The 24575-nt window shown below is 63.0% G+C and carries 22 protein-coding genes; 9 read left to right on the forward strand and 13 right to left on the reverse strand.

The genetic code is table 11. The features are described 5' to 3' along the window. The coding region (locus JQ603_RS08670) for a DUF5801 repeats-in-toxin domain-containing protein (protein ID WP_245003520.1) at positions 1 to 2358 on the forward strand (2358 nt) is incomplete at its 5' end. 64 nt (positions 2359 to 2422) lie between these two features. Here the strand turns inward: JQ603_RS08670 and JQ603_RS08675 are convergent. The 4 genes from JQ603_RS08675 to JQ603_RS08690 all read right to left on the reverse strand — a co-directional run bounded on the left by JQ603_RS08675 (position 2423) and on the right by JQ603_RS08690 (position 9083). After that, a complete protein-coding gene (locus JQ603_RS08675; protein WP_349630714.1) occupies positions 2423 to 3250 on the reverse strand; it encodes a transglutaminase-like cysteine peptidase in 828 nt (275 codons plus the stop codon). 399 nt (positions 3251 to 3649) lie between these two features. Continuing rightward, complete coding sequence (locus tag JQ603_RS08680) at positions 3650 to 4897, reverse strand: HlyD family type I secretion periplasmic adaptor subunit (RefSeq protein ID WP_212338289.1); 1248 nt, start codon at positions 4895 to 4897, stop codon at positions 3650 to 3652. Next, positions 4887 to 7166 (reverse strand): type I secretion system permease/ATPase, encoded by a 2280-nt coding sequence (locus JQ603_RS08685; RefSeq protein ID WP_212338299.1) that lies wholly within the window; start codon positions 7164 to 7166, stop codon positions 4887 to 4889. Before JQ603_RS08685 ends, JQ603_RS08680 begins: the two co-directional genes overlap by 11 nt. A gap of 222 nt (positions 7167 to 7388) precedes the next feature. Then, positions 7389 to 9083 (reverse strand): TolC family outer membrane protein, encoded by a 1695-nt coding sequence (locus tag JQ603_RS08690; RefSeq protein ID WP_212338302.1) that lies wholly within the window; start codon positions 9081 to 9083, stop codon positions 7389 to 7391. A 725-nt stretch (positions 9084 to 9808) separates the two neighbouring features. Here JQ603_RS08690 and JQ603_RS08695 point away from each other — a divergent pair. Next, positions 9809 to 9991 (forward strand): hypothetical protein, encoded by a 183-nt coding sequence (locus JQ603_RS08695; protein WP_212338304.1) that lies wholly within the window; start codon positions 9809 to 9811, stop codon positions 9989 to 9991. On the opposite strand, the gene JQ603_RS08700 is transcribed toward JQ603_RS08695, so the two are convergent. Next, positions 9988 to 10185 carry a hypothetical protein gene (locus tag JQ603_RS08700; RefSeq protein WP_349630715.1) on the reverse strand — a complete coding sequence of 66 codons (198 nt, stop codon included), beginning with the start codon at positions 10183 to 10185 and terminating at the stop codon, positions 9988 to 9990. The two genes, JQ603_RS08695 and JQ603_RS08700, sit on opposite strands and share 4 nt — an antisense overlap. A gap of 477 nt (positions 10186 to 10662) precedes the next feature. Then, positions 10663 to 10872, reverse strand: a complete 210-nt coding sequence (locus JQ603_RS08705) for a hypothetical protein (protein WP_212338308.1) — start codon at positions 10870 to 10872, stop codon at positions 10663 to 10665. 297 nt (positions 10873 to 11169) lie between these two features. Between JQ603_RS08705 and JQ603_RS08710 the strand changes: the two genes are divergently transcribed. Both JQ603_RS08710 and JQ603_RS08715 read left to right on the forward strand, forming a co-directional pair. Next, a complete protein-coding gene (locus JQ603_RS08710; protein WP_212338310.1) occupies positions 11170 to 11643 on the forward strand; it encodes a hypothetical protein in 474 nt (157 codons plus the stop codon). Then, on the forward strand, positions 11640 to 11903 hold the full coding sequence (locus JQ603_RS08715) for a hypothetical protein (protein WP_212338312.1): 264 nt from the start codon (positions 11640 to 11642) through the stop codon (positions 11901 to 11903). Before JQ603_RS08710 ends, JQ603_RS08715 begins: the two co-directional genes overlap by 4 nt. Before the next feature lie 113 nt (positions 11904 to 12016). Here JQ603_RS08715 and JQ603_RS08720 read toward each other — a convergent pair whose 3' ends face one another. Together JQ603_RS08720 and JQ603_RS08725 are read right to left on the reverse strand one after the other, a co-directional pair. Next, complete coding sequence (locus JQ603_RS08720; RefSeq protein WP_212338314.1) at positions 12017 to 12292, reverse strand: hypothetical protein; 276 nt, start codon at positions 12290 to 12292, stop codon at positions 12017 to 12019. 111 nt (positions 12293 to 12403) lie between these two features. Further along, complete coding sequence (locus tag JQ603_RS08725; RefSeq protein ID WP_212338316.1) at positions 12404 to 12925, reverse strand: GNAT family N-acetyltransferase; 522 nt, start codon at positions 12923 to 12925, stop codon at positions 12404 to 12406. Between the two features lie 187 nt (positions 12926 to 13112). Between JQ603_RS08725 and JQ603_RS08730 the strand changes: the two genes are divergently transcribed. From JQ603_RS08730 to fabI, 4 genes are read left to right on the forward strand one after another with little or no spacing between them, the layout of a single operon-like run. After that, positions 13113 to 15371: a DUF3141 domain-containing protein gene (locus JQ603_RS08730; protein WP_245003522.1), complete on the forward strand. Its 2259-nt coding sequence runs from the start codon at positions 13113 to 13115 to the stop codon at positions 15369 to 15371. 29 nt (positions 15372 to 15400) lie between these two features. Next, entirely contained in the window at positions 15401 to 16363 is a 963-nt protein-coding gene (locus JQ603_RS08735; protein ID WP_212338318.1) for a phosphate acetyltransferase, read from the forward strand. A 4-nt stretch (positions 16364 to 16367) separates the two neighbouring features. After that, on the forward strand, positions 16368 to 17582 hold the full coding sequence (locus JQ603_RS08740; protein WP_212338320.1) for an acetate/propionate family kinase: 1215 nt from the start codon (positions 16368 to 16370) through the stop codon (positions 17580 to 17582). Then, the gene (gene fabI, locus JQ603_RS08745; RefSeq protein WP_212338321.1) at positions 17579 to 18367 is read left to right on the forward strand and encodes an enoyl-ACP reductase FabI; all 789 of its coding nucleotides are present in this window, start codon (positions 17579 to 17581) and stop codon (positions 18365 to 18367) included. The genes JQ603_RS08740 and fabI overlap by 4 nt, the downstream gene beginning before the upstream one ends. A 183-nt stretch (positions 18368 to 18550) precedes the next feature. Here the strand turns inward: fabI and JQ603_RS08750 are convergent, their stop codons facing one another. The 5 genes from JQ603_RS08750 to JQ603_RS08770 form a co-directional block, all read right to left on the reverse strand. Next, positions 18551 to 19009 (reverse strand): MaoC family dehydratase, encoded by a 459-nt coding sequence (locus tag JQ603_RS08750; protein ID WP_212338323.1) that lies wholly within the window; start codon positions 19007 to 19009, stop codon positions 18551 to 18553. Between the two features lie 10 nt (positions 19010 to 19019). Further along, positions 19020 to 19670 (reverse strand): 3-oxoacid CoA-transferase subunit B, encoded by a 651-nt coding sequence (locus JQ603_RS08755; RefSeq protein WP_212338325.1) that lies wholly within the window; start codon positions 19668 to 19670, stop codon positions 19020 to 19022. 4 nt (positions 19671 to 19674) lie between these two features. Continuing rightward, positions 19675 to 20322, reverse strand: a complete 648-nt coding sequence (locus JQ603_RS08760; protein WP_212338327.1) for a CoA transferase subunit A — start codon at positions 20320 to 20322, stop codon at positions 19675 to 19677. Positions 20323 to 20415: 93 nt separating this feature from the next. After that, positions 20416 to 21012 (reverse strand): hypothetical protein, encoded by a 597-nt coding sequence (locus tag JQ603_RS08765; RefSeq protein ID WP_212338329.1) that lies wholly within the window; start codon positions 21010 to 21012, stop codon positions 20416 to 20418. Then, on the reverse strand, positions 21009 to 21935 hold the full coding sequence (locus tag JQ603_RS08770) for an alpha/beta fold hydrolase (RefSeq protein ID WP_212338331.1): 927 nt from the start codon (positions 21933 to 21935) through the stop codon (positions 21009 to 21011). The genes JQ603_RS08765 and JQ603_RS08770 overlap by 4 nt, the downstream gene beginning before the upstream one ends. 131 nt (positions 21936 to 22066) lie before the next feature. Here JQ603_RS08770 and JQ603_RS08775 point away from each other — a divergent pair, with 131 nt between their 5' ends. Beyond that, positions 22067 to 24574, forward strand: a complete 2508-nt coding sequence (locus tag JQ603_RS08775; RefSeq protein WP_212338333.1) for an alpha/beta hydrolase — start codon at positions 22067 to 22069, stop codon at positions 24572 to 24574. Position 24575: the final 1 nt, after the last annotated feature.

The raw sequence follows: 24575 nt of genomic DNA on the forward strand, positions 1-24575 counted from the left end.
GACAGCGCCAGCAACACGCCGGACGACGGGGTGTCGCTGAACGCGAACTCGCTGGCGCTGACGGTGACGATCACCGATGGCGACGGCGACAAGGCGAGCACGCCGGTCGACGTGTCGGGCAAGATCACCTTCGACGATGACGGTCCGAAAGCGAACACAGTGACCGCGACGCCGGTCCTGGACGACGACGCGCAGACGCTGTTTGTGGGTAATCCGGGCGGCACGAGCGACGTTGCGGACGCAATGGTTGCGACGGGCGCGGCGGGTGCGCTATTCGCAGCGGGTGCGGACGGTGTGCAGTCGATCAGCTTCACCAACCCGGTCGGGCTGAAGGCGATCTACAAGGACGCCAACGGGCTCGGGGCCCAGGAGACGCTGAACTACGCGACGACGGTGGTCGCGGGCCACACGATCCTGACCGCGACGGGCGCGATCTCGAACAATGTGGTGTTCAAGCTCGATGTCGCACCTGACGGCTCGTACACGTTTACCGAGTCGGAGCCGCTGGTGCATCCGACCAGCGGCACGACGGAGGAGAATCTCGCCGTCGCGATCGGCTTCACGGTGACGGACGGCGACGGCGACCAGGCGGCGGGTTCGCTGACGGTGAACATCAATGACGACACGCCGTCGATCAGTGCCATTCAAGATGCGATTGCACCTTTCAACAACAATACGCAGGTCAACGGTACGTGGCAGCCGCTGTTTGGTGCCGATGGCCCGAACGCAATCGCTCCGATTTCGATCTCAATGGGAGCGAACCCGACTGGTCTCACCTATGTCATCACCGATACGAATACGGCGGTGTCAGGCCACGAGCTCTTCAAGGTTGACGTGAAGAGTGGCGCAACGACGCTATACTCCTTCTATGAGTACACGGACTACAATCCCGCCACGAAGAGCGGGGAGATGTTTGCATTCACCGACCTTGCCCATACGAAGCAGTTCTTTGAACTGACCGTAGGCATCGATGGAACCTACAATTTCCACGTTGACACAAACACTCTTCAGCAAACGACCACGTTCAGTTTCGTTTCGCAGTTGCCAAACGGCGGAAACGGCGACTATCTGACGATCGTCAACGGCACCGGAACGTTCCTCAACGGCAACGATCCCGCCACGGTGCCTGCCGGCACCGTCCTCATTGACGGATGGAACAGCAGCAACACGAGTCCAAACTCTCACGTCTTGCACAAGAACAACCCGGGCTTGGGCATTGACAACGGCAACTTGGATGGCGGCGAAACCGTCATGTTCAAGTTCGGTGATCTGCAGACCGGCATAACCGTTGGCATCGGCAAGGGAAATAACTCGACCAACGAACACTTCCTCGTCACCGTTTGGGATGCGACGCATACCAATTCCGTTACTTGGGACTTGGTGCAGGCAGACGGCACGGCGATTGTTGTCGATCAAGCGCACTGGGGCGCTACCGGAACGGTATCCGGAGCACTCTTCTCATCTTTCAGCGAAGTCGACGTCAAGAATATCGCCAGCGGCTCTGCTGTCCCGGATGAAGACGACAAGGTCGTGCTGACGACACTTTCGTATGGACAGAATACGACGATTGCCAGCACCACCCTGAACTTCGCGCTCGCCATCACCGATGGTGACGGCGATACGTACGCCAGCACGGACAATCTGACCGTGTCTCTGGTCGGCACCAACGCCAGCCTGACAGGTACGACCGCGCCCGAGGTGATCGCCGCGAGCGCTGCGAATGATACGATCACCGGCGGAACGGGACCGGGAGATACCGTTGACTACAGCAACGCGACGTCCGGGGTGACGGTCAACCTGACGGCAGAAACCGATGCGGTGGCCGCCGTCGTGGGTGGTGGCGCGGCAGGTGACACCATCAAGGGTATCGAAAACGTCTTCGGATCGTCCTTTGCGGATACTCTGACGGCTCACCCGTCCGGCAGCGTCCTCTATGCGGGAGCAGGTAGCGGGGCTGGCACGGATGTCCTGAATGGCGGCGTCGGCAACGACACTCTCGTCGCGGGCCTGGCAGGAACTGACGTCCTGTCGGGCGGCGCGGGCAACGACACGTTCGTGCTACATGGCAATGGCGGTGCCAATGTAACGATCTCAGACCTCGGTTTGGGCGATTCGATCGTCGTCGACGTTGCAAATCTGAACCTGACCATCAATACGGCCCAGACGGTCGCGTTCAACTCGGGAACGACAGGCGCAAACGATCAGACCCACGACAGTGCCTTCGTGGGCTCGAACTTCTTCTTCAACACCAGCAACAATGAGCTGTACTATTCGGCCGACAATACTGCAGCTCACGCGGTCGATCTTGCCCACATCAGCACGGGCATCCCCGCAGCCAACGCCGTCCACGTGGCGTAAGCAGGCTGTGCTGTAACGCACGACAAACCACCGGTGGGCCTCCCGCCGGCGGTTTTTCCTTGCCTCAAAGAAGCAGTGGCAGCGTGCTCAGTGACCCGCCGCCACCCGCATCGGCCGGCTCCGCGCCCGCCCATTCCGAACCCGCCGCCGCCGGTGCTGCTTCGGACGTGAGCGGCGCAGCCTTTGCGTAAGGCTTGGCGAACAGGTGCACGCCGTCGTGATTGATTGCGAATAGCGGTGCGAAGTTCAGCTCGCCGTTGTCCTCCCGCAGGCCCGCCCAGCGATTGTCCAGGATCATCCAGCGGCCGTCGAGACGAGCCGCGAGTACCGCGTGATCCTGCCGCACGGTGCGGTCGCGGACGAGGAGCAGGCGCATGTCGGCGTCCGGGAAGCCCGCGTCGCGCAGTGCGGCGTATTTGGCGATCGCATAGTCTTCGCAATCGCCTTTGCCCGTCGCAAAGCTCGCCAATGGCGAACTCCAGCGGTCCAGCTCCCGATGCTGGACGAGATCGCTGACATAGCGGATCGCGGTGTTGACGCCGAGATTGACCTCCTCGAGCTGAGCGCGACCGGACTTCGCCTTGACCGCACTGATGAGCCTGAGGAACTGCGCAGCGTTCGGCGGGCAGCTTGCGGCATCGGAGCGGCAGCGCTCGAGCAGGACCTGCTCGCTCGCGATCTCTGCCTCGACCGTGCGCCATTTGCGCCAGATGGCGTTGTCAGGTGCCCGGAACGTGAAGAGGCCGAAGGGTTCATTGCCGAGCGACGGCGCGCCGGCCGGAGAGGCGGCCTCTGGTTGGGCATCCGTCGCCGTGGCGGAGGGAGGCGTCAGCGCTGCCAGACGCACGGCATTTGGCCCGCGGCCACGCTCGCGATCGAGCTTCGCCAGCACGGCGTTGATCGTGAAGAACGTCGCGGGAGCCTGAATGGTATCTGCTCCGGATGGCGCGATCTCACGCGGCTCGGCTTCGGCTGCAAATGCGACCGAGGTCGCAGCACCGCTGAGCGAAACCAGCATGGCCGCCGCAAACGCCAGAATGCCCTGCCGTCGCCGTCCACAACGCGACTTCATTGACCGTCCCCATATTTCGGGACGTCGCCGGCGTCTTTACGCGCCTGGTCATCATCCCGACCTGTTTATCGGGAGCCAGCGTGCGCGTGGGCGCGCTTAAGTCGGGTTAAAACCGGGGAGGGGACGACCAGGAATGAGCCGGTGGGATGAACCGCGTCCCTCCGGCAATGCTAAAGCTTGCGATCGCGCGTTAAGGACGCATTAAGCAAGGCGATCGGATTAGTGCTCGCGCAGGGCCTCGTCGCGCAAGGTGCGAGCCGGCTTCATGATGTAATCCAGAACGCTCTTCTTGCCGGTCAATATCTCGACCGTCGTGATCATGCCCGGAATGATCGGAAGCGGAGTTTCCTCCGTACCGAGATGGTTCCTGTCGGTTCGAACCATCACGCGATAATAGGTCTCCGGCCGCTGCGCCGCTTCTCCCTTGTCGTCGAGGATCGTGTCGGCGCTGATCCGCTCGACCTTGCCGGCGAGATGGCCATAAACGGAGGAGTCGTAGGCGGAGATCTTGACCACGGCATCCTGGCCCGGGCGGATGAAGGCGATGTCCTGCGGCCTGATCTTGCCTTCGACCAGCAGGGTATCGTCGAGCGGAACGATGTCCATGAGGTTCGCTCCGGGCTGAACGACGGCGCCGATCGTCGTGACGTTCAGCTTGTTGACGATGCCGCGAACCGGCGAACGCAGATCCGTCCTGCGCACCCTGTCCTGGGCGGACTTGATGTTCTCGTCGAGCACGGCGAGATCGGCCCTCGACTTGGCGAGATCTTCGTCGGCCTGCGCGCGGAAGGTCGAAATCGTGGTCGCAATCTTCGCCTTGGCTTCGGCGATCTGCCCTTTCGCCTCCGCGGATTGACGCTCCAGCCGAAGCATTTCGATCTCGGGAACGACCTTCTGCTCGTACAGTTTGCGCGTCAATGCGAGCTCGCGATCGAGCAGGCCCGATGTTTGGGTCAGCCTTGCGATCTGCTGATTGAGGACGTCGACATCCTGCGCCACCTTGAGGGCGCGCGTCTTGAAGACGCTCCGTTCCGTTGCGACGGCCGCGGGGTTGACCTCTTCGATCTTGTCAGGAAAGACGATCTCGCTACGGCCCTTCGCTTCGGCGTCGAGCCGCGCGAGGCGGGCCGCCATCGAGGCACGGCGCTCCCGTATCTCGCCAAACTCGGAGGCGAACTTGGTGTCGTCGATCCGCATCAGGGACTGTCCCTGCTGAACCACCGCGCCTTCCTGGACCAGGATGTCGCCGACGATCCCGCCTTCCAGGGATTGCACGACCTGGATCTGCCGCGACGGCACGACCTTGCCGTTTCCGCGCTTGACCTCTTCGAGCACGGCGAAATGAGCCCAGATCAGGAATGTGGAGAGGAGGGCGAAGAACGCCCACAGCAGCATGCGGGAGGTCCGCGGCGTTCTCAATCGAACGGCCGCGCGAATGTCGTTGGCGTAAGCGAAATCAGCTGACATTGGACTTCTGCGCCGGCTGGACTTGTTGAACCACTCTGGGATTGACGACCGGCTCGGCCGACGGAGTCTTGCCTTGCAACAGGCTCAAGACGTGGTCGCGTGGGCCGTCGGCAACCAGCCGGCCGTTGTCGAACAGCAGCAGCCGGTCGACCATGGTCAGCAGTGAGAGACGGTGCGTGGAGATGATGATGGTCATCTGCGCATCGTCGAGCTTCTTCAGCCGTTCAAGGAACTCGCTTTCGCTGCGGACGTCGAAATGCGCGGTTGGCTCGTCCAGAAACAGGATCCTGGGCTTGCGGATCAATACGCGCGCGAGGCCAATGGCCTGCTTCTGGCCGCCCGAGAGGCTGCGGCCGCCCTCCGCGATGGGCATGTCGTAGCCCATGGGGTGGCCTGCGATGAAGCTTTCGACGCCGGCCAGGCGCGAGGCCGCAAGCACTTCCTCGTCGGTCGCGGCCGGATAGCCCAACGTGATGTTGTCGCGTAGCTTGCCGAAGAACAGATCGGTGTCCTGCATGGCAAAGCCGATGCCGGCGCGCAGGTCGGCGGGATCATACTGGCGCGAGTCGACGCCATCGACCAGGATGCGGCCATCCTGTGCCTCGTAGAACGAGAGCAGCAGGCGGCCGACGGTCGTCTTTCCCGAACCGACCCGGCCGATGATTCCAACGCGCTCGCCGCTCTGGATCTTGAAGGTGACCTTGTCCAGCGCCTTTCCAGGCGCATTGGGGTAGGTGAACGAGACGTTCTCGAAGCTGACAGTGCCCTGATCGATCTTTCTGGCGAGATAGGTCCGTTCCGGTGAACGCTCCCGCTCCAGAGTCATGATCCGATCGATGGATTTGAGCGCCGAGAAAGTCTGAGTGCCGCGGGTGATCACGGAGGCGATGCCTGCAATCGGCGCCAGAACCCGGCCGGCGAGCATGTTCGCCGCGACCAGGGCGCCGACCGTCAGAGTGCCGTTCTGGATCAGAAAGACGCCGATCACGATCATGAGCAGGCTGGTCAGCGTCTGCGCCGAGTTGGCTGCAGTCAGCGCCAGGGATGACCAGAAGTGCACGGCCTCGCCGGAGCGGGCCGTCGCTGCAACCGAACGCTCCCAGGCCGTCTGCATCCTCGCTTCACCGCCCGAGGCGCGCACGGTTTCGAGGCCGGCGAGCGATTCCACCAGCACGCCGTGGCGGGCCGCCGACTCGGCCTGCAAGCGCTTCATCGCCCGATTGAGCGGGCGTTGCAGCACGAGGCCAATTCCGATCATGACCGGCAGCATCAGGAGCGGCACCCAGGCAAGCGGCCCGGCGACCACGAAGAGAACGGCAACAAACAGGATGGCGAACAGCAGATCGGTTGCCGAGACGACGCTGCCCGAGGTGAAGAACTCGCGAACGGAATCGAAATCGCGAAGCTGGTTGGCAATGATGCCGACGGATGTCGGCCGCTGCGACATCTTCACGGCCATGACGTGTTCGAAAATGTTGGCGGCAAGGACGACATCGATCGTCTTGCCCGTCACGTCGATCATCTTGCTCCGGACCATCCGCAGGATCAGGTCAAAGACGATCGCAAGGCCCATACCGATCGAGAGAGCAACGAGCGAGGGGATCGCTCCGTTCGGGATGACCCGGTCATAGACGCTCATCGTGAAGAGCGGCATGGCCAGGGCCAGAATGTTGATGAGCAGCGCAGCGAGCGCGATATGTCCGTAGTTGCGCCAATGCGCCTTTACGACGGACCAGAACCAGTGCTGTCGGGGAAGGCTGCCGGCCGCGACGGCTCGCGGATCCGACTCGGCGGCGGCCCGGACCAGAAACGCGTAACCCGTATATCCCGCTGCGATGGTGTCGAGCGTCAGCATCTGCGGCACATAAGGCCGGTTGCTCGGGTCGATCACCCGTGCGGTACGCTTGCTCTCGTCGATGCTCAGCAGGACCAGCGTCGTTCCGTTCTTCATGATCAGCACGACCGGAAGAACGAGAGACGGGATGTCCAGCAGCTTGCGTTTGGTGGCCTCGGTCTCGAGGCCGGCACGGCGCGCGGCGCGCTCGTAGAGCGAAACCGTCAGGCGCCCGTCGAGGATCGGCAGGCCGCCGAGCAAGCCCTCGCGTGTCACGGCTCTGCCGTGATGTCCGGCCAGAAAGATGAGCGAGTCCAGCAGGGGATCGCCGTGTTTCGCTGCGCCTTGCTCGGTCCGGGCCGAGGCCGCGGACTCTTCGCCGATGTTGTCTGGGCGCGCACCTTCGGCCGAAGCCGTCTTTGTTTGACGAAACAACAAGCTGATATGCCTTAAATGAAAAGCGATGACGCGAACTTGGCAAAGTCGTCGCGAGACTACGACAAATTGCGAGTTAATTCATTTACTTATTTGAGCGGTCGCGATTAACGATTAACAATCGCGCGCCCGAAATTCTATCCGTGCGTTATCGGGGTAGGCCGAAACAAAAAAGCCCGCACAAATGTGCGGGCTTTTTCAATGGTTATTCGGCCGACGTTGCTATTTTGTAATCGGCGAGAATGCGGTCAACAGCCAGTGGGGCTTCTCGGCCGCGGCATACGAGCTGCGCTGGTCGGCCGCGCTGTCGAGCACGACCGGCCCGCCGGAGCCTTGCCGCTGCTGCGCAAACCAGGCCGACACGCCGGCAACCTTGGCTGACGCCGGCTCACCGGACCAGCGATCGCCGAAAGCGGACGTGGCAGGCTCGGTCGCCGCATAGGACAGCCGGACGGGCGCTGCCGTCGGTGCCGGCACGGCGGTCCGCAGCGGCTCCGAACCGCTCTGCGGCAGGGTCCAGCGGAACGTGGGCGCCTTGTAATCCGGCAGGCCGAACAGGTTGAGATCGGTCGGCGCTGCGTCGACAGGGGGAGGAGCCTTCAGGTACTCGATCAGGGTTCCCGTCGCCGCGAGCAATTGATAGTCGGCGAACACCACGACCGCGCGCGCCGAGGTCAGCGAAACCTGCGCGTTGAAGAACTGGTTCTGGGCGTTCAGGAGGTCGATGAGCGAGCGCTGGCCGAGCTCATATTCCTTCTGGAAGGCGGCGATGGTCTTCCGGGCCGCCTCCAGCTCGCTGGTCAGCGCCGCAATGCGGGTCTGCGTGACCGTGCGAGCGTTCCAGGCCTTGTCGATCGACTCATAGGCATCCCGCTGCAGGCGGGCGTGCCGTGCGGTCGCCTCCGTGAACCGTTCGGCCTTTTCCGAGCGGTTCCAGGCGTCCTGGCCGCCGCGGAAGATGTCCCAGGACATCACCACCTTGCCGCTGTAGTCCTCATGGGTGACGGCGGGCGAGCCGGCGGCCGCAACATAGGGGAACGCATTGTCGTAATGCGTCGCCCGACCCTCGAGATAGAATTTCGGGGCGAACAGTCCGTCCGTGGACTTGAAAGCGTGCTTGGCGGCGTCGACGTCGGACTGGGCCGCCGAGATCGTGGAGTTGAACCGCAGCGTGACCGCGAGCGCCTCATCCCGGCTGGCCGGCAGCCCCCTCAACGGGCCCGGGAAACGCACATTGTAAGGCTCTATTCCGACGACCTTGCGGTACTTCGCCCGTGCGTCCTCGAGACTGCGGCGGAATTCGGCGAGGGCTGCACGAGCGCTTTCGACGCGCTCCCTCGACTGCTCAAGGTCGCCTTCGCCGGCCCGGCCGCCCGAAAAGCGGGAGTTCACGTTCGAGAAGATCTTCTCGTGATTGGCGACGTTCTGCTGGGCCCAGGTCACCAGGCGCATATAACGCACGACATCGATGTAAGCTTCGGCGGCGTCGAGGGCGATCAGCTCGGTGCGTTCCTTGACGCGTGCCGCGGCGGCGTTCACGCGCGCATTTTGACGCCACACCTCGTGGATCGAGGTGAAACCATCAAAAAGGAGCTGACGGACGACGACGGATTCCTGGCTTCCGTTCCGCCACGGTCCTGATCCGGTCGTTGGAACCGCAATGCTCGGGGCGATGAAGCCGGGCGACTGGTCGAACTTTTCCGGTCCATAGCTGGCGTCGATGCGGACCTGCGGTAACAGCGTACTCTGGGTCTGGCGGAGCTCGCTCTCGGTTGCGCGGCGGTTGGCCGAGGCCTCACCCACCCCCGGGTTGGTCTGCATCGCCTGCTTCAAGGCGTCATTGATTGAAAATTGTTCGGCTTTCGCGGGGGCGACGGCCAGGATGATCGTTGCGAAGGCTAAATGCGCCGGCTTCATGGTCCCCACCATAAAAGTCTTTTAACAAATATTATTGCCTGGGAAGAATTAGCAAAATGCTACGGCACTACCTATGACATTTCAGTCACAGCTTGCAGCAATCGATCCGACGTCTCCTGCGCGAGTGACACGAGGACAGCTCAGGCAGACTAACTAATTACCTCTTCATGGACGAAACAGGGCTAGCTGCGCCGCACAAACTCAGCGTGTAATCTGCTGCCTAGCAACCTGATTTTACTCATCAATTGCGCTGCTGCCGTGCTGCGATGCGGCTGTCGTTCGATGGGGCGGGTTCCGCATATGGCGGGGTGTGGCAGGCCGGCCGGAGAGTTTCGCGCCGCTGGTTGAATGCTTCCCCCACTCCGGAGTTGGAAACCGCCCGGGGCGGCCAGCACCATCCGGCCTTCGTCGATTCGGATCCAGGGGCGCCTAAACGGCCGGCAAGTTTGACGTGCGATCGGCTTGCCTTCGATCGCCTGTCATCAGCGGCGTGCCCCGGGCTGCTCAAGTGGCGGCAGGGCGATGTCTCGGATCCATCCTCATGATACCTCGGGAGCCCCCGGGAAATAACGGCACGTGCATTTCAAGTTAAGGACGAACGCTTGCAGCAGGCCTCTGGATGCAAACTTTGCTTAAGGTGTCAGACACATAGTGAAGGTATTTCAGAATGAGATTGAAAGGCTTGAATTGTGAATCCAGATCTTCGAAGCGAGCTGGAAGGCCTCATGGAAGCTATCCAGAAGCGCCAACGGCATATTGAGGAGCAGGTTTTTCTCATCGACATTCTCGAGCGGGAGGGGCACATCACGCTCGATCAACAGGCCGCCCTTCGATTTGAACGCAAGCAGCTGGCGCTTCAAATGGAGCGGCAGACGAACCTGCTCTTGAAAGCGCGGATCCGCGCTTAGCGCCGGTCATTCTCAGGCAAGGTTCCCGGCGGAGGCTTGAGTTGCTCGAGCCCGTCGTCGATCGCCCGGATGTCTTCTTCCATCCGCTCGATGGTCCGGCTCGGGTCGATGCCCGACACGGTCCGGAGTTGCTCGAGCAGCAGGCGCCGATGCTCGCGCAGCTCTTCGAGTCCGCGCCGGTCCTTGAGTGCCACATGAGAGGCAACGATCAATTCTATGGATGATGGCAATGCAATACCTATCGATTAAATGCGTCGATTAAAACGTTCATTATAGAGCTTTATACGAAGCAGAAAAGATCGCCCGCATCCACACTTCGCCGATAGGGGCTGCCGGCGCAGGTGTTGCCGGAGATCACCTCAAGCGCAATCGCGACTTGCCGGGAGCGGGCTGTCGTCACGTTGGCCTAGACACAGCTCACTCGACCTTATTGCGATGGCACCATCATCTGACGGCAAAAGCTGCTCGATCTTTGCTGTTCGCCGGAGCGCACACGGGCATGTCGGCGAGATGGCTTCCGCGACGCTGTATCGCGTTGCATGGGCGGCTTCGCTGTTCGATACCGCCATGTCGCGGGATGTGCATCGGTGATTCCACCGAGCGCGTCCTTTACGGATGGCGTTACGACCATTAATTTCATCTCGATATTTTGTTGATTTGTTTTGCCGGTGTCAGCAGCCCTTTCGCCAAGGCAATTGCAGACGATGTGTGATCGTTGCTCGATCCTCGACAGGAAGATTCAAAGATTCAAGGAGCTCGTCGTTCAGCTGTCTGATTTCGATGACGGCTTGGTCGAGCAGATCATTTGGAGAATAGCCAGGCTGCGGAGCATGAAGGCTGCGCTTCATCCCGACGACGGATAGCCGGGAAATGGCCGCCACTCGCCTGGTCCGGCGCGATGTTCCAACAGCGCCGGGAGGAAATGCAGGATCCCGGTTGTTCGAGTCTGCGGTTTCATTGATCTAAGTCAAACCAAAACCCCCCATCTGGTGAATCACGCAGGGTGTATGAACCAGCCCTGCAGCGCATCAATCGTTCGGTTGAGGGTGCGGGAAAAAAAGGAAAAAGCGTTCATCTGAACGTAGAGTAGGGCCTTTCTTTCGAGATTCCGCACAGCAATATCCGGCGAGATCATCGGGCACTTATCACTGGGTGCACGCGCGATGACACGAGGGGGCTTGGCAGGATCGGGAAAAATAGGCAATATTCAATTTTTGGATTTTGCCATGCCAGCTTATCTTGTCCGCTCAATCGATAGTCATCAGATCGTCGGCCTTTTCTCCGCCGATCATCCCCGAAGTCTCGCCCATTCAGTCGAGGAATGGACGGAACGGGACCATTGCGAATATGTCGAATTGCCATCCGGCGGCCTGGTCTGGGCGGGGTCGGCGGTTCGAGTGCCCATGCACACGGGCATCGAGAAAGACGCTGACTGGAACATCCCCGAATTGCCTTTCACGAGCGCGACGCTGTCGGACACTTGGCTCAATGTGCTCTACGGCTACACGCCCGGGCTTCGTTGGACGAGGTTCAGGGCCAAAAAAGCACCGCAATCAACGCCAGCCGAACTTCCAGAGCCGGTGCGCTCGGCGCAGATCATTCCTCTGCGACCGCGCTCTCAGCAAATGGCCAAGCGGCGAGATGCGCAATGACGGCAGAGAAGCTGCGTAGCCACGTCACCTACTTGACCGAACTGGGGCCGGATTCCGAGGGACGCGACGTCTTCGTGGGCCTGACTTATGGAGAAACCGTCTGGTTGATCGATTATCGGGAGCGGCGTGCGCGCGGCGAGCCGGGATGGAGCCGCGATCAAGCGACTGCTCGCAAACTGGCGGCAAGGCACCATACGGCGCACATCGAGATCGTGATCGCACAGGCGGAAAAGCGTTTCGACAACCCGACCATCAACTAGCTTGCTCGGGTCCTGCTTCGCCACCGCTCATCCCGGAACGCTGATGGCGCAGCCGTTCTGCGGATGGAGATCATCCGCAGAGCTCAACTTCCTCCCATCCATTTCGACGATGGTCAGCGGCAGACATACGTCCCGTTGACCAGCACGCGAACGCATGCCGCGCCTGCGGCTGCTGCGCCGACGGCCGCAGTCCCGACGACCGCCCGCCTGGTGGTCCGGCGTGCCACGCCGGCGACCGACACGGGGGTGAGGGGGCGTCCGACCCGTGCATCTGCCTGGCTGAAGGACAGTGATGGTGTCTCGCCGGATGACCAGCCGATCGAGACGGACAGGCCTGCGCCGACCACGATGGTCGCAGCAAACAGCTTACCGATCATACCACGTGTCATGACGACCTCCGTCCTTGCGGCGATGATGATGATGATGTCGACTGACCCACGGGCCGGCCGGCGAACCGTTGATCAAGATCAAGGGAAAAGTCGAAATCCACTTGGAGGTTGTCAGGTCAGCTTCAATGTCAGATGAACCGTTTGAGGATCCCGCTTCGCCGCAGGGCTGAAGCCGAGCCTCTCGAAGACGCGACGCATGGCAGTATTGTCCGACATGACCTCCGCAATCAGTTCAGCCAGCCCGGCCTCGCGCGCGAGCGCGATGAGATGCTGTGCCAGCAGCGTGCCGACGCCACGTCCCTGCCAGGCATCGACAACGACAAAGGCCATCTCTGCGCAGCCGGGCGTCGCGACGACGTAGCGGCCTCCGCCTATGATGACGTCTCGGCCCGCACCCTTCGCGCAGGCAACCAGCGCCACGTGATTCACGAAGTCGATCTCCATGAAATAGGCGCGCTCGCGATCCGAGAAGTGGCGCTTCGGTGCGAAGAAGCGAAGCTGGCGTGTTTGCGTGCTGGTCTGGTCCAGCGCTGAGAGCATGCCGACCTCATCCTCCGGCCGCAGCGCCCGGATCTCGATCGCGGTGCCGTCGCGTAGCGTCTCCCGGCAAGTGAAACTTGCTGGAGTCCCCATGAGCGCGCGCCTTTCTCCGTTCAGCGATTTGCCGGAACTTGCGCCTGAACCGGATCAAGTCTGCTGCGACAGGCAGGTCGTCAGGCTTCCGCAGGGAACCTTGCGCTCCGTCATTGACCGTTGACCTAAATCAACGTCGGCAATCCGCGGGCTCCTTGAATGGCTGGACGCGACGGCGAGGGCGAACATGGCGATGGCTGACATGGCGATGGACAATCTGAAACTGCCCGACCTGAAACTGCCGGATGGCCCGATGTCGGGCCTTGTGGCCTCCGCCGTCGAATACATGGTCGATGCGGGGCAGCGCAGCGTGCTGTTTCTGGACATCATGCGTCAGCGTGGCGACCAGTATCGCGAGCATGTCGCGCAGGTCGCACCGCATGTGCTGCAATATGCTGCAGAATTGATCGCCGACGGCCGCACGCTGGAGGAGCCGGTCAACTACGCGCTTGTGCGCATCATTCCGCCCAAGGATGTCGAGATCGACATGAGCCGGCGGCCCTTTGTGGTCGTCGATCCGCGTGCCGGTCATGGGCCGGGCATTGGCGGCTTCAAGGCCGACAGCGAGATCGGCGTGGCGATGAAGGCGGGGCATCCCTGCTATTTCATCGGCTTCCTGCCGGAGCCGGTGCCGGGCCAGACCATCGAGCGCATCGCGCGCGCGGAAGCGAAGTTCATCGAGACCGTCATCAGCCGTCATCCCGAGGCCGACGGCAAGCCCTGCGTGATCGGCAATTGCCAGGCCGGCTGGGCCGTCATGATCCTGGCATCGCTGCGGCCGGAACTGTTCGGGCCCTTGATCATCGCCGGCGCGCCGCTGGCTTATTGGGCAGGCGTGCACGGCCAGTATCCGATGCGCTATTCCGGCGGCCTTTTGGGCGGAAGCTGGCTGACGGCGCTGACGAGCGATCTCGGCGCCGGCAAGTTCGACGGCGCCTGGCTGGTGCAGAACTTCGAAAATCAGAATCCGTCAAACACGCTCTGGACCAAGCAGTACAACGTCTACTCCAAGGTCGACACGGAGGCGGAACGCTATCTGGATTTCGAGCGCTGGTGGGGCGGTCACGTCAACCTCAATGCCGAAGAGATCCAGTTCATCGTCGACGAGCTGTTCATCGGCAACAATCTCGCCGCCGGCCGCATCGAGATGTCGGACGGACAGAAGGTCGATCTGCGCAATATCCGCTCGCCGATCGTGGTGTTCTGCTCCAAGGGCGACAACGTCACGCCGCCGCAGCAGGCGCTCGACTGGATTTTGGATTGCTACGCCGACGTCGACGAGATCAGGGCGTATGGCCAGACCATCGTCTATACCGTTCACGAGAGCATCGGCCATCTCGGCATCTTCGTGTCTGGCGGCGTCGCCAAGAAGGAGCATGCCGAGTTCTCGAGCAACATCGATTTGATCGACGTGCTTCCGCCCGGGCTCTATGAGGCGACGTTCGAGGCGAGAGGCAACGAGACGCTCAATGCCGATCTCGCGGCCGGGCAGTGGGTGATGCGCTGTGAGGCGCGCACGCTCGACGATATCCGCGCGATGGGAGGCAACTCGCCCGAGGATGAGAGGCGGTTTGCCGCCGCCAAGCGCGTCTCGGAGCTCAATCTGGCGGCCTATCAGAAGTTCGTCCAACCCTGGGTCAAGAAGATGGTGACCCCGCAGATGGCGAACTTGGCGCGCAACATGCATCCGCTGCGGATGCAATATGAGGCCTTCAGCAGCAAGAATCCCTGGATGTCCACCATCCAGGCGGCCGCCGATCGTGTCGAGGACAACCGCAGGCCGGCCTCGAAGGACAATCCGTTCCTGGCGATCCAGGAGCAGATGTCGAAGCAGATCGTCCATGCGCTCGACAGCTGGCGCGACGCGCAGGAGGCGTTGAGCGAGACCGTCTTCCTCAATGTCTACGGCTCGCCGTTGCTTCAGGCGGCCGTCGGCATCGATCCGAATTCGGTGCCCTCGCAGCGCCGCGAGATGTCGGCGGAGCATCGCGCGATGCTCGAGAAGCGAATCTCCGAGCTGAAATCGCGCATCGGCGAGGGTGGCCTTCGCGAAGCAGCGCTCCGTTCGCTGCTCTATGTCGGCTCCGCCCGCGGCATGGTGGACGAGCGCAGCATCGAGGCGCTGCGGCAGGTGCGGCGGGACCATGGCGGCGCCAGGATGACGCTGGCGGAATTCAAGATGCTGGTCCGCGAGCAGTTCTTCATGCTGCTGCTCGATCGCGACGGTGCGCTGGCTGCGATCCCGAAATTGCTGCCCGACGACATGAGCCAGCGGCGCGCAGCCTTCGCCGCGATGCGCGAGGTGCTGTCGGCGAGCGAGGACATCACCGGCGAGCGCGCCCATCGTCTGAAACAGGTCGCCGGGCTTTTTGGTCTGGACGGAGAAGGGGACCTGACGTCGAACGTCACCCCTTTCGACCCGAAAGCAGAAGCAAGAGCGTCGTAACCAGGATTGGCGGAAGTGGGAGTGACATGATGTCGGCCAATACGACGGGGGGCCATTCCGGCAGCAAGTACGACCGCCTGATCGCGGCAGCGAAGGCGGGGGCGTCCCTGCCGACTGTCGTCGTCCACCCCTGCGACGAGACTTCGTTGCGCGGCGCCGTCGACAGCGCAAGCGCCGGCATCATCCGGCCGATACTTGTCGGGCCCGAGAAGAAGATCAGGGAGACGGCGGCCAAATTCGATCTCGACGTGTCCGGGTTCGAGATTGTCGATGCCGCGCATAGCGAGGACGCCGCGGCCAAGGGCGTCGCGCTCATCCACGCCGCCAAAGGCGATTTGCTGATGAAAGGCAGCCTTCACACCGACGAATTGATGCGCGCCGTCACGGCCAAGACCGACGGCCTGCGCACCGACCGGCGCATCAGCCACGTGTTCGTCATGGATGTGCCGGCCTACGCCGAGACCATCTTCGTGACCGATGCCGCGATCAACATCTTCCCCGATCTCGACGCCAAGCGCGACATCATCCAGAACGCGATCGACCTCTACAACCAGGCCGGCTTTGGCAAGACCCCGCGGGTCGCGATCCTGTCGGCGGTCGAGACCGTGACCTCGAAAATCCCCTCGACGATCGAGGCCGCTGCGCTTTGCAAGATGGCCGATCGCGGCCAGATCACCGGCGGCATCCTCGATGGCCCGCTGGCGTTCGACAATGCGATCGACACGGAAGCCGCGCGGATCAAGGGCATCACCTCCGAGGTCGCCGGCCGCGCACAGATCCTGGTCGTTCCGGACCTCGAGGCCGGGAACATGCTGGCCAAGAACCTCGCCTATTTCGCCAAGGCGGACGGCGCGGGCATCGTGCTCGGTGCCCGCGTGCCGGTGGTGCTCACCTCGCGGGCGGATTCTCCACGCGCGCGCATGGCGTCCTGCGCGGTTGCCGCGCTCTATGCTCGCGCCAGGCGTCAGAAGGCGCCGACAGTGGCTGCGTGATGTCATGGATACGATCCTCGTCGTCAATGCCGGCTCCTCCAGCGTCAAGTTTCAAGTCTATTCGATCGAGGGCGAGGGGGCCCTTCGGCGGCAGATCAAGGGACAGATCGATGGTATCGGCAGCCGGCCGCGTCTGCGGGCCGGCGGCACGAGCAACGGCCCGTTGGTCGATCGCGCCTATCCGATCGAGGCCGTGCCGGATGTCCCGGCGGCAATGGCTGTTGCCGGCGACTGGTTGCGGAACGAGCTTCGGGTGACGCCGATCGCGGTCGGCCACCGCGTCGTGCATGGCGGTCCGGACTATTCGCGGCCGGTCGTGATCGACCACGGCGTCGTGTGCCGGCTCGAGCGCTTCGTCTCCCTGGCGCCGCTGCACCAGCCGCATAATTTGGCTCCGATCCGCTCGCTCCTGGCGAACTTCCCGACGCTGTTCCAGGTGGCCTGTTTCGACACCGCTTTCCACCGCACGCACGACGCGGTCGCCGACCACTATGCCATTCCGCACCAGCTTCATGCCGAAGGCGTGCGGCGCTATGGCTTTCACGGCCTGTCCTATGAATACATCGCCCGAACGCTGCCCCATGTCGCGCCCGAGATCGCCAGCGGACGCGTGATCGTCGCCCATCTCGGCAGTGGTGCCTCGATGTGCGCATTGAAGGACGGGCGCAGCGTCGAAAGCACCATGGGCTTCACGGCGCTCGATGGCCTGCCGATGGGAACGCGGCCGGGGCAGATCGATCCCGGCGTTGTGCTTTATCTCATCTCGGAGAAGGGGATGTCTGCTCCGAGGGTGCAGGACTTCCTCTACCGCGAGTGCGGACTGAAGGGCCTCTCCGGCGTCAGCAACGACATGCGGGAACTCGAGGCGAGCACCGATTCCCATGCAAGGCTCGCGATCGACTACTTCGTCTACCGGATCGGGCTCAGTGCCGGCATGCTGGCCGCGGCCTTGCAGGGGCTGGACGCCTTCGTCTTCACCGCCGGCATCGGCGAGAACTCGGCATCGATCCGGGCGCGTGTGGCAGAACAGCTCGCCTGGCTCGGCGTAACCCTCGACGCCGACGAAAATGCCCGCCATTCACGGCTGATCTCGCATTCCGGCAGTCGCATCCCCGTCTATGTCGTCCCGACCGACGAGGAGCTGATGATCGCGCAGCACACGCTGGCGATGCTGGTCAACAGCCCGTCGCAAAACACACGATCTGAGAGGGTGTCATGATCCCAGTATTCCCGGACAGCAAGGTGGCCCTGAAGGGAAAGAAGGGTCTGATCGTCGGTATCGCTAATGACCAGTCCATCGCCTGGGGCTGTGCGCGGGCGTTTCGTGCGCTCGGCGCCGATCTCGCCGTCACGTACCTGAACGATCGCGCCAAGAAGCATGTCGAGCCCCTGGCGCAGGCGCTTCAGGCGCCGATCTTCATGCCGCTGGACGTGATGGTCGAAGGACAGACCGAAGCGGTGTTCGAGCGCATTGCGGCCGAATGGGGCCAGCTCGACTTTCTGCTTCACTCCATCGCCTTCTCGCCCAAGGAGGCGTTGCACGGCCGCGTCGTCGATGTCGGCCGCGACGGCTTCCTCAAGACCATGGATGTCTCGTGCTGGTCGTTCATGCGCATGGCCCATCTCGCCGAGCCGCTGATGAAGAACGGCGGCACGCTGTTCACCATGACCTATTACGGCAGCCAGATGGTGGTGGAGAACTACAACGTCATGGGCGTGGCCAAGGCTGCGCTCGAGGCCTCGGTGCGCTACATCGCCGCCGAGCTCGGTCCGAAGGGCATCCGCGTTCACGCGATCTCGCCGGGCCCGCTGGCAACGCGCGCAGCCTCAGGCATCCCCGAGTTCGACGAGCTCATGGACAAGGCGCAGTCGAAAGCGCCGTCACGCAGCCTCGTCAGCATCGACGACGTCGGCAACGCCACCGCCTTCCTGGCGCTCGACGGCGCCAAGCTGATCACCGGCGGCGTGCTTTACATCGACGGGGGATATCACATCATCGACTGACCCCGGCCGCGTGCTGTCGCGCCGGGTTGGCAGTCGGGAGGCTGTGGGCTGATCGTGGCATCATGCCAGTGTTTTGCCCGACGGGTCAAATTGCTTTCGCCGGCAGAAACAACCGGAAGAAAAAGCGCAATGCCGTCAATGCCCCCGCTACTGTGCATGGGGTTGTTTTCGACCTTTTTTTATTCAGCGATAGTGGAGGGCGATCAGCTCGGCGACGCAGGCTGGCTTCGTGCCGCCTTCGATCTCGATCACGAGGTGATAGTTGACGCGCAGCCCGTCCGGCGGCACGTCCTCGGCTTCGGCGACGGTGACGCGGCCGCGCAGCTTCGAGCCTGCCGGCACCGGCGCCAGATATCTGATCCGGTCGGCGCCGTAGTTCAGCGTGTTGCGCAGGCCCTTCAGGCCGATCACCGAACGGATGAAGAGGGGCGCGAGCGCCAGCGACAGCAGGCCGTGGGCGATGGTCTTGCCGCCGGGCATCTCCTTGGTCGCGCGCTCCTGGTCGACATGGATCCACTGCTCGTCGCAGGTCGCCTCCGCGAATTGGTTGATGCGCTGCTGCGACATCTCGACCCATTCGCTGACGCCGATCTCGGTGCCGACGGCGGATTTGATGTCGTTGAAATCGCTGAAGACGCGCATGGTCACCCCGTCAGATCTTCATTTCCGGGACAGTGTCGGGAATGGCGAGCTCGGCCTCCGTCACCGCCAGGATCTCGCCGATGCTGATGCCGGGTGCTGTTTCCAGCAGCGTCGCCTTGCCGTCGGGAAAGCCGATCACGGCCATGTCGGTGACGACGAGGTTCACCGGCCGCGCCGAGGTCAGCGGCAGCGTGCATTTGGCAACGATCTTCGACTTGCCTTTGGCCGCGTGCTGCATGGCGACGATGACGCGCTTGGCACCGCTGACGAGGTCCATCGCGCCGCCCATGCCTGGAACCATCTTGCCGGGGATCATCCAGTTGGCGAGCAGGCCGTGCGCGTCGACCTGAAGGCCGCCGAGCACGGTGACGTCGACATGACCGCCGCGGATCAGGCCGAACGACATCGCGCTGTCGAAGGTCGAGGCGCCCGGAAGCGCGCTGATCGGCCGGCCGCCGGCGTCGGTGAGCAGGGGATGCGCCATTCCCTGCTCCGGTATCGGCCCGGTGCCGATCAGCCCGTTCTCGGACTGGAAGAAGACCTTGAGATCGGACGGAACGTAGTTCGCGACCAGCGTAGGGATGCCGATGCCGAGATTGACGAGATTGCCTTGGCGGAGCTCCTTGGCGACGCGCCGCGCGATGATGATCTGCGGATCCATGGGGTCACCCGTTCGCAATGATGTAGTCGACCAGCGGCGCCGGCGTGACGACGTGATCGGGTGCGATGACGCCGACGGGCACGATGTTCTCGGCTGCGACGATGACCGTGTCGGCCGCCATGGCCATGATCGGATTGAAATTGCGCGCAGTCAGCGCGTAGGCGAGGTTGCCGAGATAGTCGGCGAGGAAGGCGTGGATCAGCGCGAACTGCGCGCGGATGGCGGTCTCGAGCAGAAACGGCTTGCCGTCGACCTCGATCTGGCGCTTGCCCTCCGCAACGAGGGTGCCGACGCCGGTCGGCGTCAGCACGCCGCCCAATCCGCATCCGCCCGCCCTGATGCGCTCGACGAAGGTGCCTTGCGGCACCAGATCGACCGAGATCTGGTTGCCAAGCATCTGCTGCTGGACCTTCGGATTGAGGCCGATATGCGTCGCGGTCAGCTTCGAGACCGCCGTCGCATCGAACAGCTTGCCGACGCCCTTGCCGGGGATGGCTGCGTCGTTGCAGATCAGGGACAGGCCTGTCTTGTTCTGCCGGACGAGCTCATCCAGCAGACGTTCCGGTGTCCCGACGCCCATGAACCCGCCGACCATGACGCTCGCGCCGGACGGGATCATCGCAACGGCTTCTTCGACGGAAACGGCCTTCATGGTCGGACCTCCGGTCGGCAGGCACAGTTGAATTGCGGATCGATGTTGGAGCCGGGCGGTGTCGCGGCGTTGATCTGCGTCAAGGCCGCAGGCTCATTGCTGCGGGACGACGCCGATGCTTTCCAGCGTCTCGTTCCAGAGTCTGCGCACCTCGGCATGCCGCCGATCGAGCGCAGTGCTGACGGCGTCCCGGAAAGGAACGAGGTCCGGTCCCTTCAGGAACAGGATCTGCGCCTGCAGCAACCGGCCGCTCTCGAACTCGATGCGGCGCAGCGCCGCCACGAAGGGATCGCTGGCTTTGGCATCCGTCGGCAGCAGGGCCGCGGGCCGGATCCCGGCGTGAACGGCATGCGCGAGGGTCGCAAGCTGGACCGCCTGCGCGCGGGCGTGATCGGCGATGCCTTCGATCGGGGCCGGCAGCCAGGCCATCTCCCACGACGCGGCCATGGGCCCCAGCGCGAGGTCCGGGACCCAGGCGGTCGCACGCATCAGAAGCGAAACGATCTCGCTCTCGCGATAGAGCTGGGCGTTCAGCTCGGCCTGCCAGGCCGCGTCGAACTTCGCGGGAAGGGCGAGCGCGAATTGCCGCGCCAGCGCACCATGGGCGGAGAGCAGGAATGCGGAGACCCGCGACTGCTGACGCGGCGGGACGCGGCCGTCGGCTTCCAGCGGTCCGAGAAAGGCGCTCATGTTGCCGCCCTCTGCACCGGGATCGCGCGCAGATGGTCATACCCGTCCGGAAACGGCGAAAAGTCTCCGCCGGCCTCTTCCGGCGCGATCAAGACCTGCTTGTTGCCCCGCCAGCGGCCGGCCATGACGTCATCGGCGAAGCGCGCCAGCAGATCGGCGGTGAGGGCCGCCTTTTCGAGCGTGAAGGCGTGATAGGCCTTCGGGATGATGACGAGGGCGCAGTCGGGAATCTCGACCCGCAGGGTCTCGTGCAACGCGCGTGGCGTGAGGAAGTCGAACTCGCCGTTCAGGATCATGGTCGGGACAGTGATGGCGGAGAGCTGCGGCGTCAGCGGCTTGAAGTCGAGAAAGGACTCCATCAGGTTCTGGAGGGCGTAGACGTCGTTCACCAGCCAGCCCTGCCGCTTCACGCTGTCGAGCTTGTCCAGCAGCGGCTTCAGCCATTGATCCGAAAGGTTCATCGGCAGCAACAGATCCTGGAGATAGCTGGTGCCGCCGAGGATGAGGCCGGTGCGCAAGGCATTGCCGATCAGCAGCAGTTGCGGTGAAAGCTCCGCAAAGCAGCTCATCGGCACGAGCCCCGACAGCCGTGCGCCGTGCTCGATGGCATAGCGCAGCGCGATCAGCCCGCCGAAGCTGATGCCGCCGAGGAAGACCGGGCCGTCGCCGAGTTCGCCGATCAGGCGATGCAGCACGGCGACGTGGTCGTCCTGGTTAATGAACAGCGCGGGCTTGTCGGAGGCGCCCTGGCCGAGCAGATCGAATGTCGCGACGCGAAACCGCCGCGCGATCAGTGCGTCGCGATAAGCGCCCCAGAGCTCGGAATATTGCGTGAGACCGTTAACCAGCACATAGGCCGGCGCATCCGCCGGTCCGTCGAGCTCATAGCGGATCCGATATGAGCCGAGATTGAGGAAGGGCATTGCGGGCACCGGCCAGGTGGTGATGGCCGCGATCCTCGACGCCGGCGCGAGGATTCCATTGAGCTAAATCAAACCTCCCAGGGGCACCCAACCTAGCGTGCGGTCAAAACACCGCCAGGAGGGAGGTCGCCATGACCGGGAGAAACGCGCTGCAGCGTTGCATCGTCAGCATGATCTTGTTGCTGGTTGGCACCGCGCTTGCGGTGGCGCAACCGTTCACGCGCCGCTCGTCGCAGATGCAGCATGACGGTCTCAAGAAGACCTACGAGATCGCGAATTTCCGCCTCGGCGGAAAGTACGACCTGGCCGATCCCTCGAAATGGGAGAATGGCGGCGAGGGCGGCGTGACGCTGGAATCGCTTGGCGGCGGCAAGCTGCGCACCGGCTACATCACGATCGGCAACGCGCGGCGCAATGCCGCCGGCGAGATCACCAATGCCGTCGTGATCAACTCCTATTATTCCGGCGACTCCACCGACATGTACGAGCAGTGGGTCAAAGGCGCCGCCCTGTCAGGCGGCGTCCCGGTCATCGGCCCGGGCCGGCCGATCGACACCGACCGCTATTACGTCATCATGGTCGATCCGCTCGGCACCTGGGGTGCAAGCAAGCCGTCCGACGGTCTCGGCATCAAGTTCCCGCAGTACAGCTACTACGACATGGTGCAGGCGAACTATCGCCTGCTGCGCGACGAGCTGAAGGTCGCGCGCGTCGCGCTGGTCACCGGCGTCTCCATGGGTGGCACCCAGACCTATGTCTGGGGTGTCATGCATCCCGAATATATCGGCGCGTTGATGCCGATCGGCGGCACCACGCAGTCCGATGGCGAGGATCCCGTCGGCAACTGGACGTTCCAGATGATGACGGCCGCGATCCAGGGCGATCCGGTCTGGCAGGCGACCAAGGGCGACTATTACAAGCTGCCCAAGGAGAAGCACCCGGTGCCGGGCGTGGCCTTCGGCTGGTCGATCCTCGGCATGACCGGCTATGACTTCGCCTTCCGCACCACCCAGAACTGGGCGGCCGTTCAGCCCGAAATCTTCTACTGGGATCCGCCGAACGAGAAGGCCGGGTTGAACGTCATCAACCGCGCCAAGCTCTATGACGCGGTCGATCTCGTCTGGCGCAACCGGGTGGGCGAGACGCACAACGTCAATCCCTATCTCGGCCGCATCCAGGCCCGCACGCTGGTGATGCACATCACCAACGATCTCTGGCTCAACTTCAAGCTCGCCCAGAAAGCCGTCGATCGCGTGCCCGGCGCGGATCTGATCGCCGAGGAAAGCCCGGTCGCCCATTACGGCGTGTTCCCGCTGATCAACAATCGAAAGAACGATCCGAAGTTCGTCTCCTTCATGGACGACGTCGCGAGCCTCGATCGCGCGCAGAAATTCGTCGACAAGAATTACCGCGTGGCCGACGTCGCCCAGAACATCGATCCGAAGAAGTCGTTCTGGAAGGCGTATGTGACCTATCCCTATCCGGTCAAGTTCGGCAACGCCAAGGACAAGAGCGGCAATTCCTGGGAAATCGGTTACATGGATGAATATGCCGGCACCGACAAGGATCCGAAGGTGCTCGTCATCATCCACGGCAAGGGCGCCTTCGGCGGGCACTACGGCAACGTCATGCAGTATGCGCTGCGCAGCGGCCTGCGCGTGATCGTGCCGGACCTGCCGCATTACGGCATGTCCGGGCCCGGCAATCTCGACAAGAGCCCGGCGCGGACCATGCAGGACATGCGCGAGGTGATCTACGACCTCGTCGTCAACCAGCTCGGCGTCAAGAAGGCCTACTACCTCGGCCACTCGCTCGGCGGCCAGTTCGTGGTGGGCTACGCGCTGACCTGGCCGGACGCGGTGCAGGGCCTCGCCCTGGAAGCACCCTCCGGCCTCGAGGAATATCCGCGCGAGATCACCATCGCCAAGGACAAGAAGGCGCCTCTCTTCGCCGACGGCCTCGGCCGGGATTTCGACAAATGGAAGCAGGTCTGGGATCAGACCGGCATTCTCGCGGCGGAGAAGGCGCGCGACGAGCAGAACATCCGCGACTTCTTCTATTTCAAGAAGCGTGATCCGAACACCGGCACGGTGTCGGCGGCCAAGAGCGGGTACTTCTTCAGCGACAGCGAATATGCCCGCCTGCACACCGAGCAGCGCGTCGGCCTCACCAAGGGCAACCCGAAGGAGCTCGAGCAATGGTGCAACGTCTTCATCTTCGACATCTATACCATCGGAGCGGAGCTTCAGCAGGATGATCCGAAGAATCTCTATGAGCGCGTCATCCAGATCAAGGCGCCGATATTCCTGTCATTCGGCGACAAGGAGCCGTTCATCCCGACGCCCGCCTTCAACGGGCTGACGGATCTCGGGCGCGACGTCATCACGCCGTTCATGTCGCGGATGACCAATGCCGGCAACCGGCCGATCCTCAAGATCTATCCGGAGACCGGACATTTCATCCATACGGATAACCCGGTCGAGTTCTCTGTCGACGTGGTGGACTTCGTCACCAAGGGAACGGTCGATACGTCGTCGCCGCTCGGCACCGATCGCATGATCAGGGGCGCGGTGGCATCGGCGCTGCCGGTGGCGCCAACGCCTCCCGGTGCGGCACCGACGGCGGGTCTCAACAAATAGG

Origin of the sequence: Bradyrhizobium liaoningense (assembly GCF_018130825.1) — a bacterium.
GTDB lineage: Bacteria > Pseudomonadota > Alphaproteobacteria > Rhizobiales > Xanthobacteraceae > Bradyrhizobium > Bradyrhizobium liaoningense_B.

What these genes read in the sequence shown, in the direction of transcription:
- JQ603_RS08680 (WP_212338289.1), bottom strand. Translation starts at nt 4,897, where the DNA reads ATGTCAGCTGATTTCGCTTACGCCAACGACATTCGCGCGGCCGTTCGA.
- JQ603_RS08690 (WP_212338302.1), bottom strand. Translation starts at nt 9,083, where the DNA reads ATGAAGCCGGCGCATTTAGCCTTCGCAACGATCATCCTGGCCGTCGCC.
- JQ603_RS08695 (WP_212338304.1), top strand. Translation starts at nt 9,809, where the DNA reads ATGGAAGCTATCCAGAAGCGCCAACGGCATATTGAGGAGCAGGTTTTT.
- JQ603_RS08715 (WP_212338312.1), top strand. Translation starts at nt 11,640, where the DNA reads ATGACGGCAGAGAAGCTGCGTAGCCACGTCACCTACTTGACCGAACTG.
- JQ603_RS08720 (WP_212338314.1), bottom strand. Translation starts at nt 12,292, where the DNA reads ATGACACGTGGTATGATCGGTAAGCTGTTTGCTGCGACCATCGTGGTC.
- JQ603_RS08725 (WP_212338316.1), bottom strand. Translation starts at nt 12,925, where the DNA reads ATGGGGACTCCAGCAAGTTTCACTTGCCGGGAGACGCTACGCGACGGC.
- JQ603_RS08730 (WP_245003522.1), top strand. Translation starts at nt 13,113, where the DNA reads ATGGCGATGGCTGACATGGCGATGGACAATCTGAAACTGCCCGACCTG.
- JQ603_RS08735 (WP_212338318.1), top strand. Translation starts at nt 15,401, where the DNA reads ATGTCGGCCAATACGACGGGGGGCCATTCCGGCAGCAAGTACGACCGC.
- JQ603_RS08740 (WP_212338320.1), top strand. Translation starts at nt 16,368, where the DNA reads ATGGATACGATCCTCGTCGTCAATGCCGGCTCCTCCAGCGTCAAGTTT.
- fabI (WP_212338321.1), top strand. Translation starts at nt 17,579, where the DNA reads ATGATCCCAGTATTCCCGGACAGCAAGGTGGCCCTGAAGGGAAAGAAG.
- JQ603_RS08750 (WP_212338323.1), bottom strand. Translation starts at nt 19,009, where the DNA reads ATGCGCGTCTTCAGCGATTTCAACGACATCAAATCCGCCGTCGGCACC.
- JQ603_RS08755 (WP_212338325.1), bottom strand. Translation starts at nt 19,670, where the DNA reads ATGGATCCGCAGATCATCATCGCGCGGCGCGTCGCCAAGGAGCTCCGC.
- JQ603_RS08760 (WP_212338327.1), bottom strand. Translation starts at nt 20,322, where the DNA reads ATGAAGGCCGTTTCCGTCGAAGAAGCCGTTGCGATGATCCCGTCCGGC.
- JQ603_RS08765 (WP_212338329.1), bottom strand. Translation starts at nt 21,012, where the DNA reads ATGAGCGCCTTTCTCGGACCGCTGGAAGCCGACGGCCGCGTCCCGCCG.
- JQ603_RS08770 (WP_212338331.1), bottom strand. Translation starts at nt 21,935, where the DNA reads ATGCCCTTCCTCAATCTCGGCTCATATCGGATCCGCTATGAGCTCGAC.
- JQ603_RS08775 (WP_212338333.1), top strand. Translation starts at nt 22,067, where the DNA reads ATGACCGGGAGAAACGCGCTGCAGCGTTGCATCGTCAGCATGATCTTG.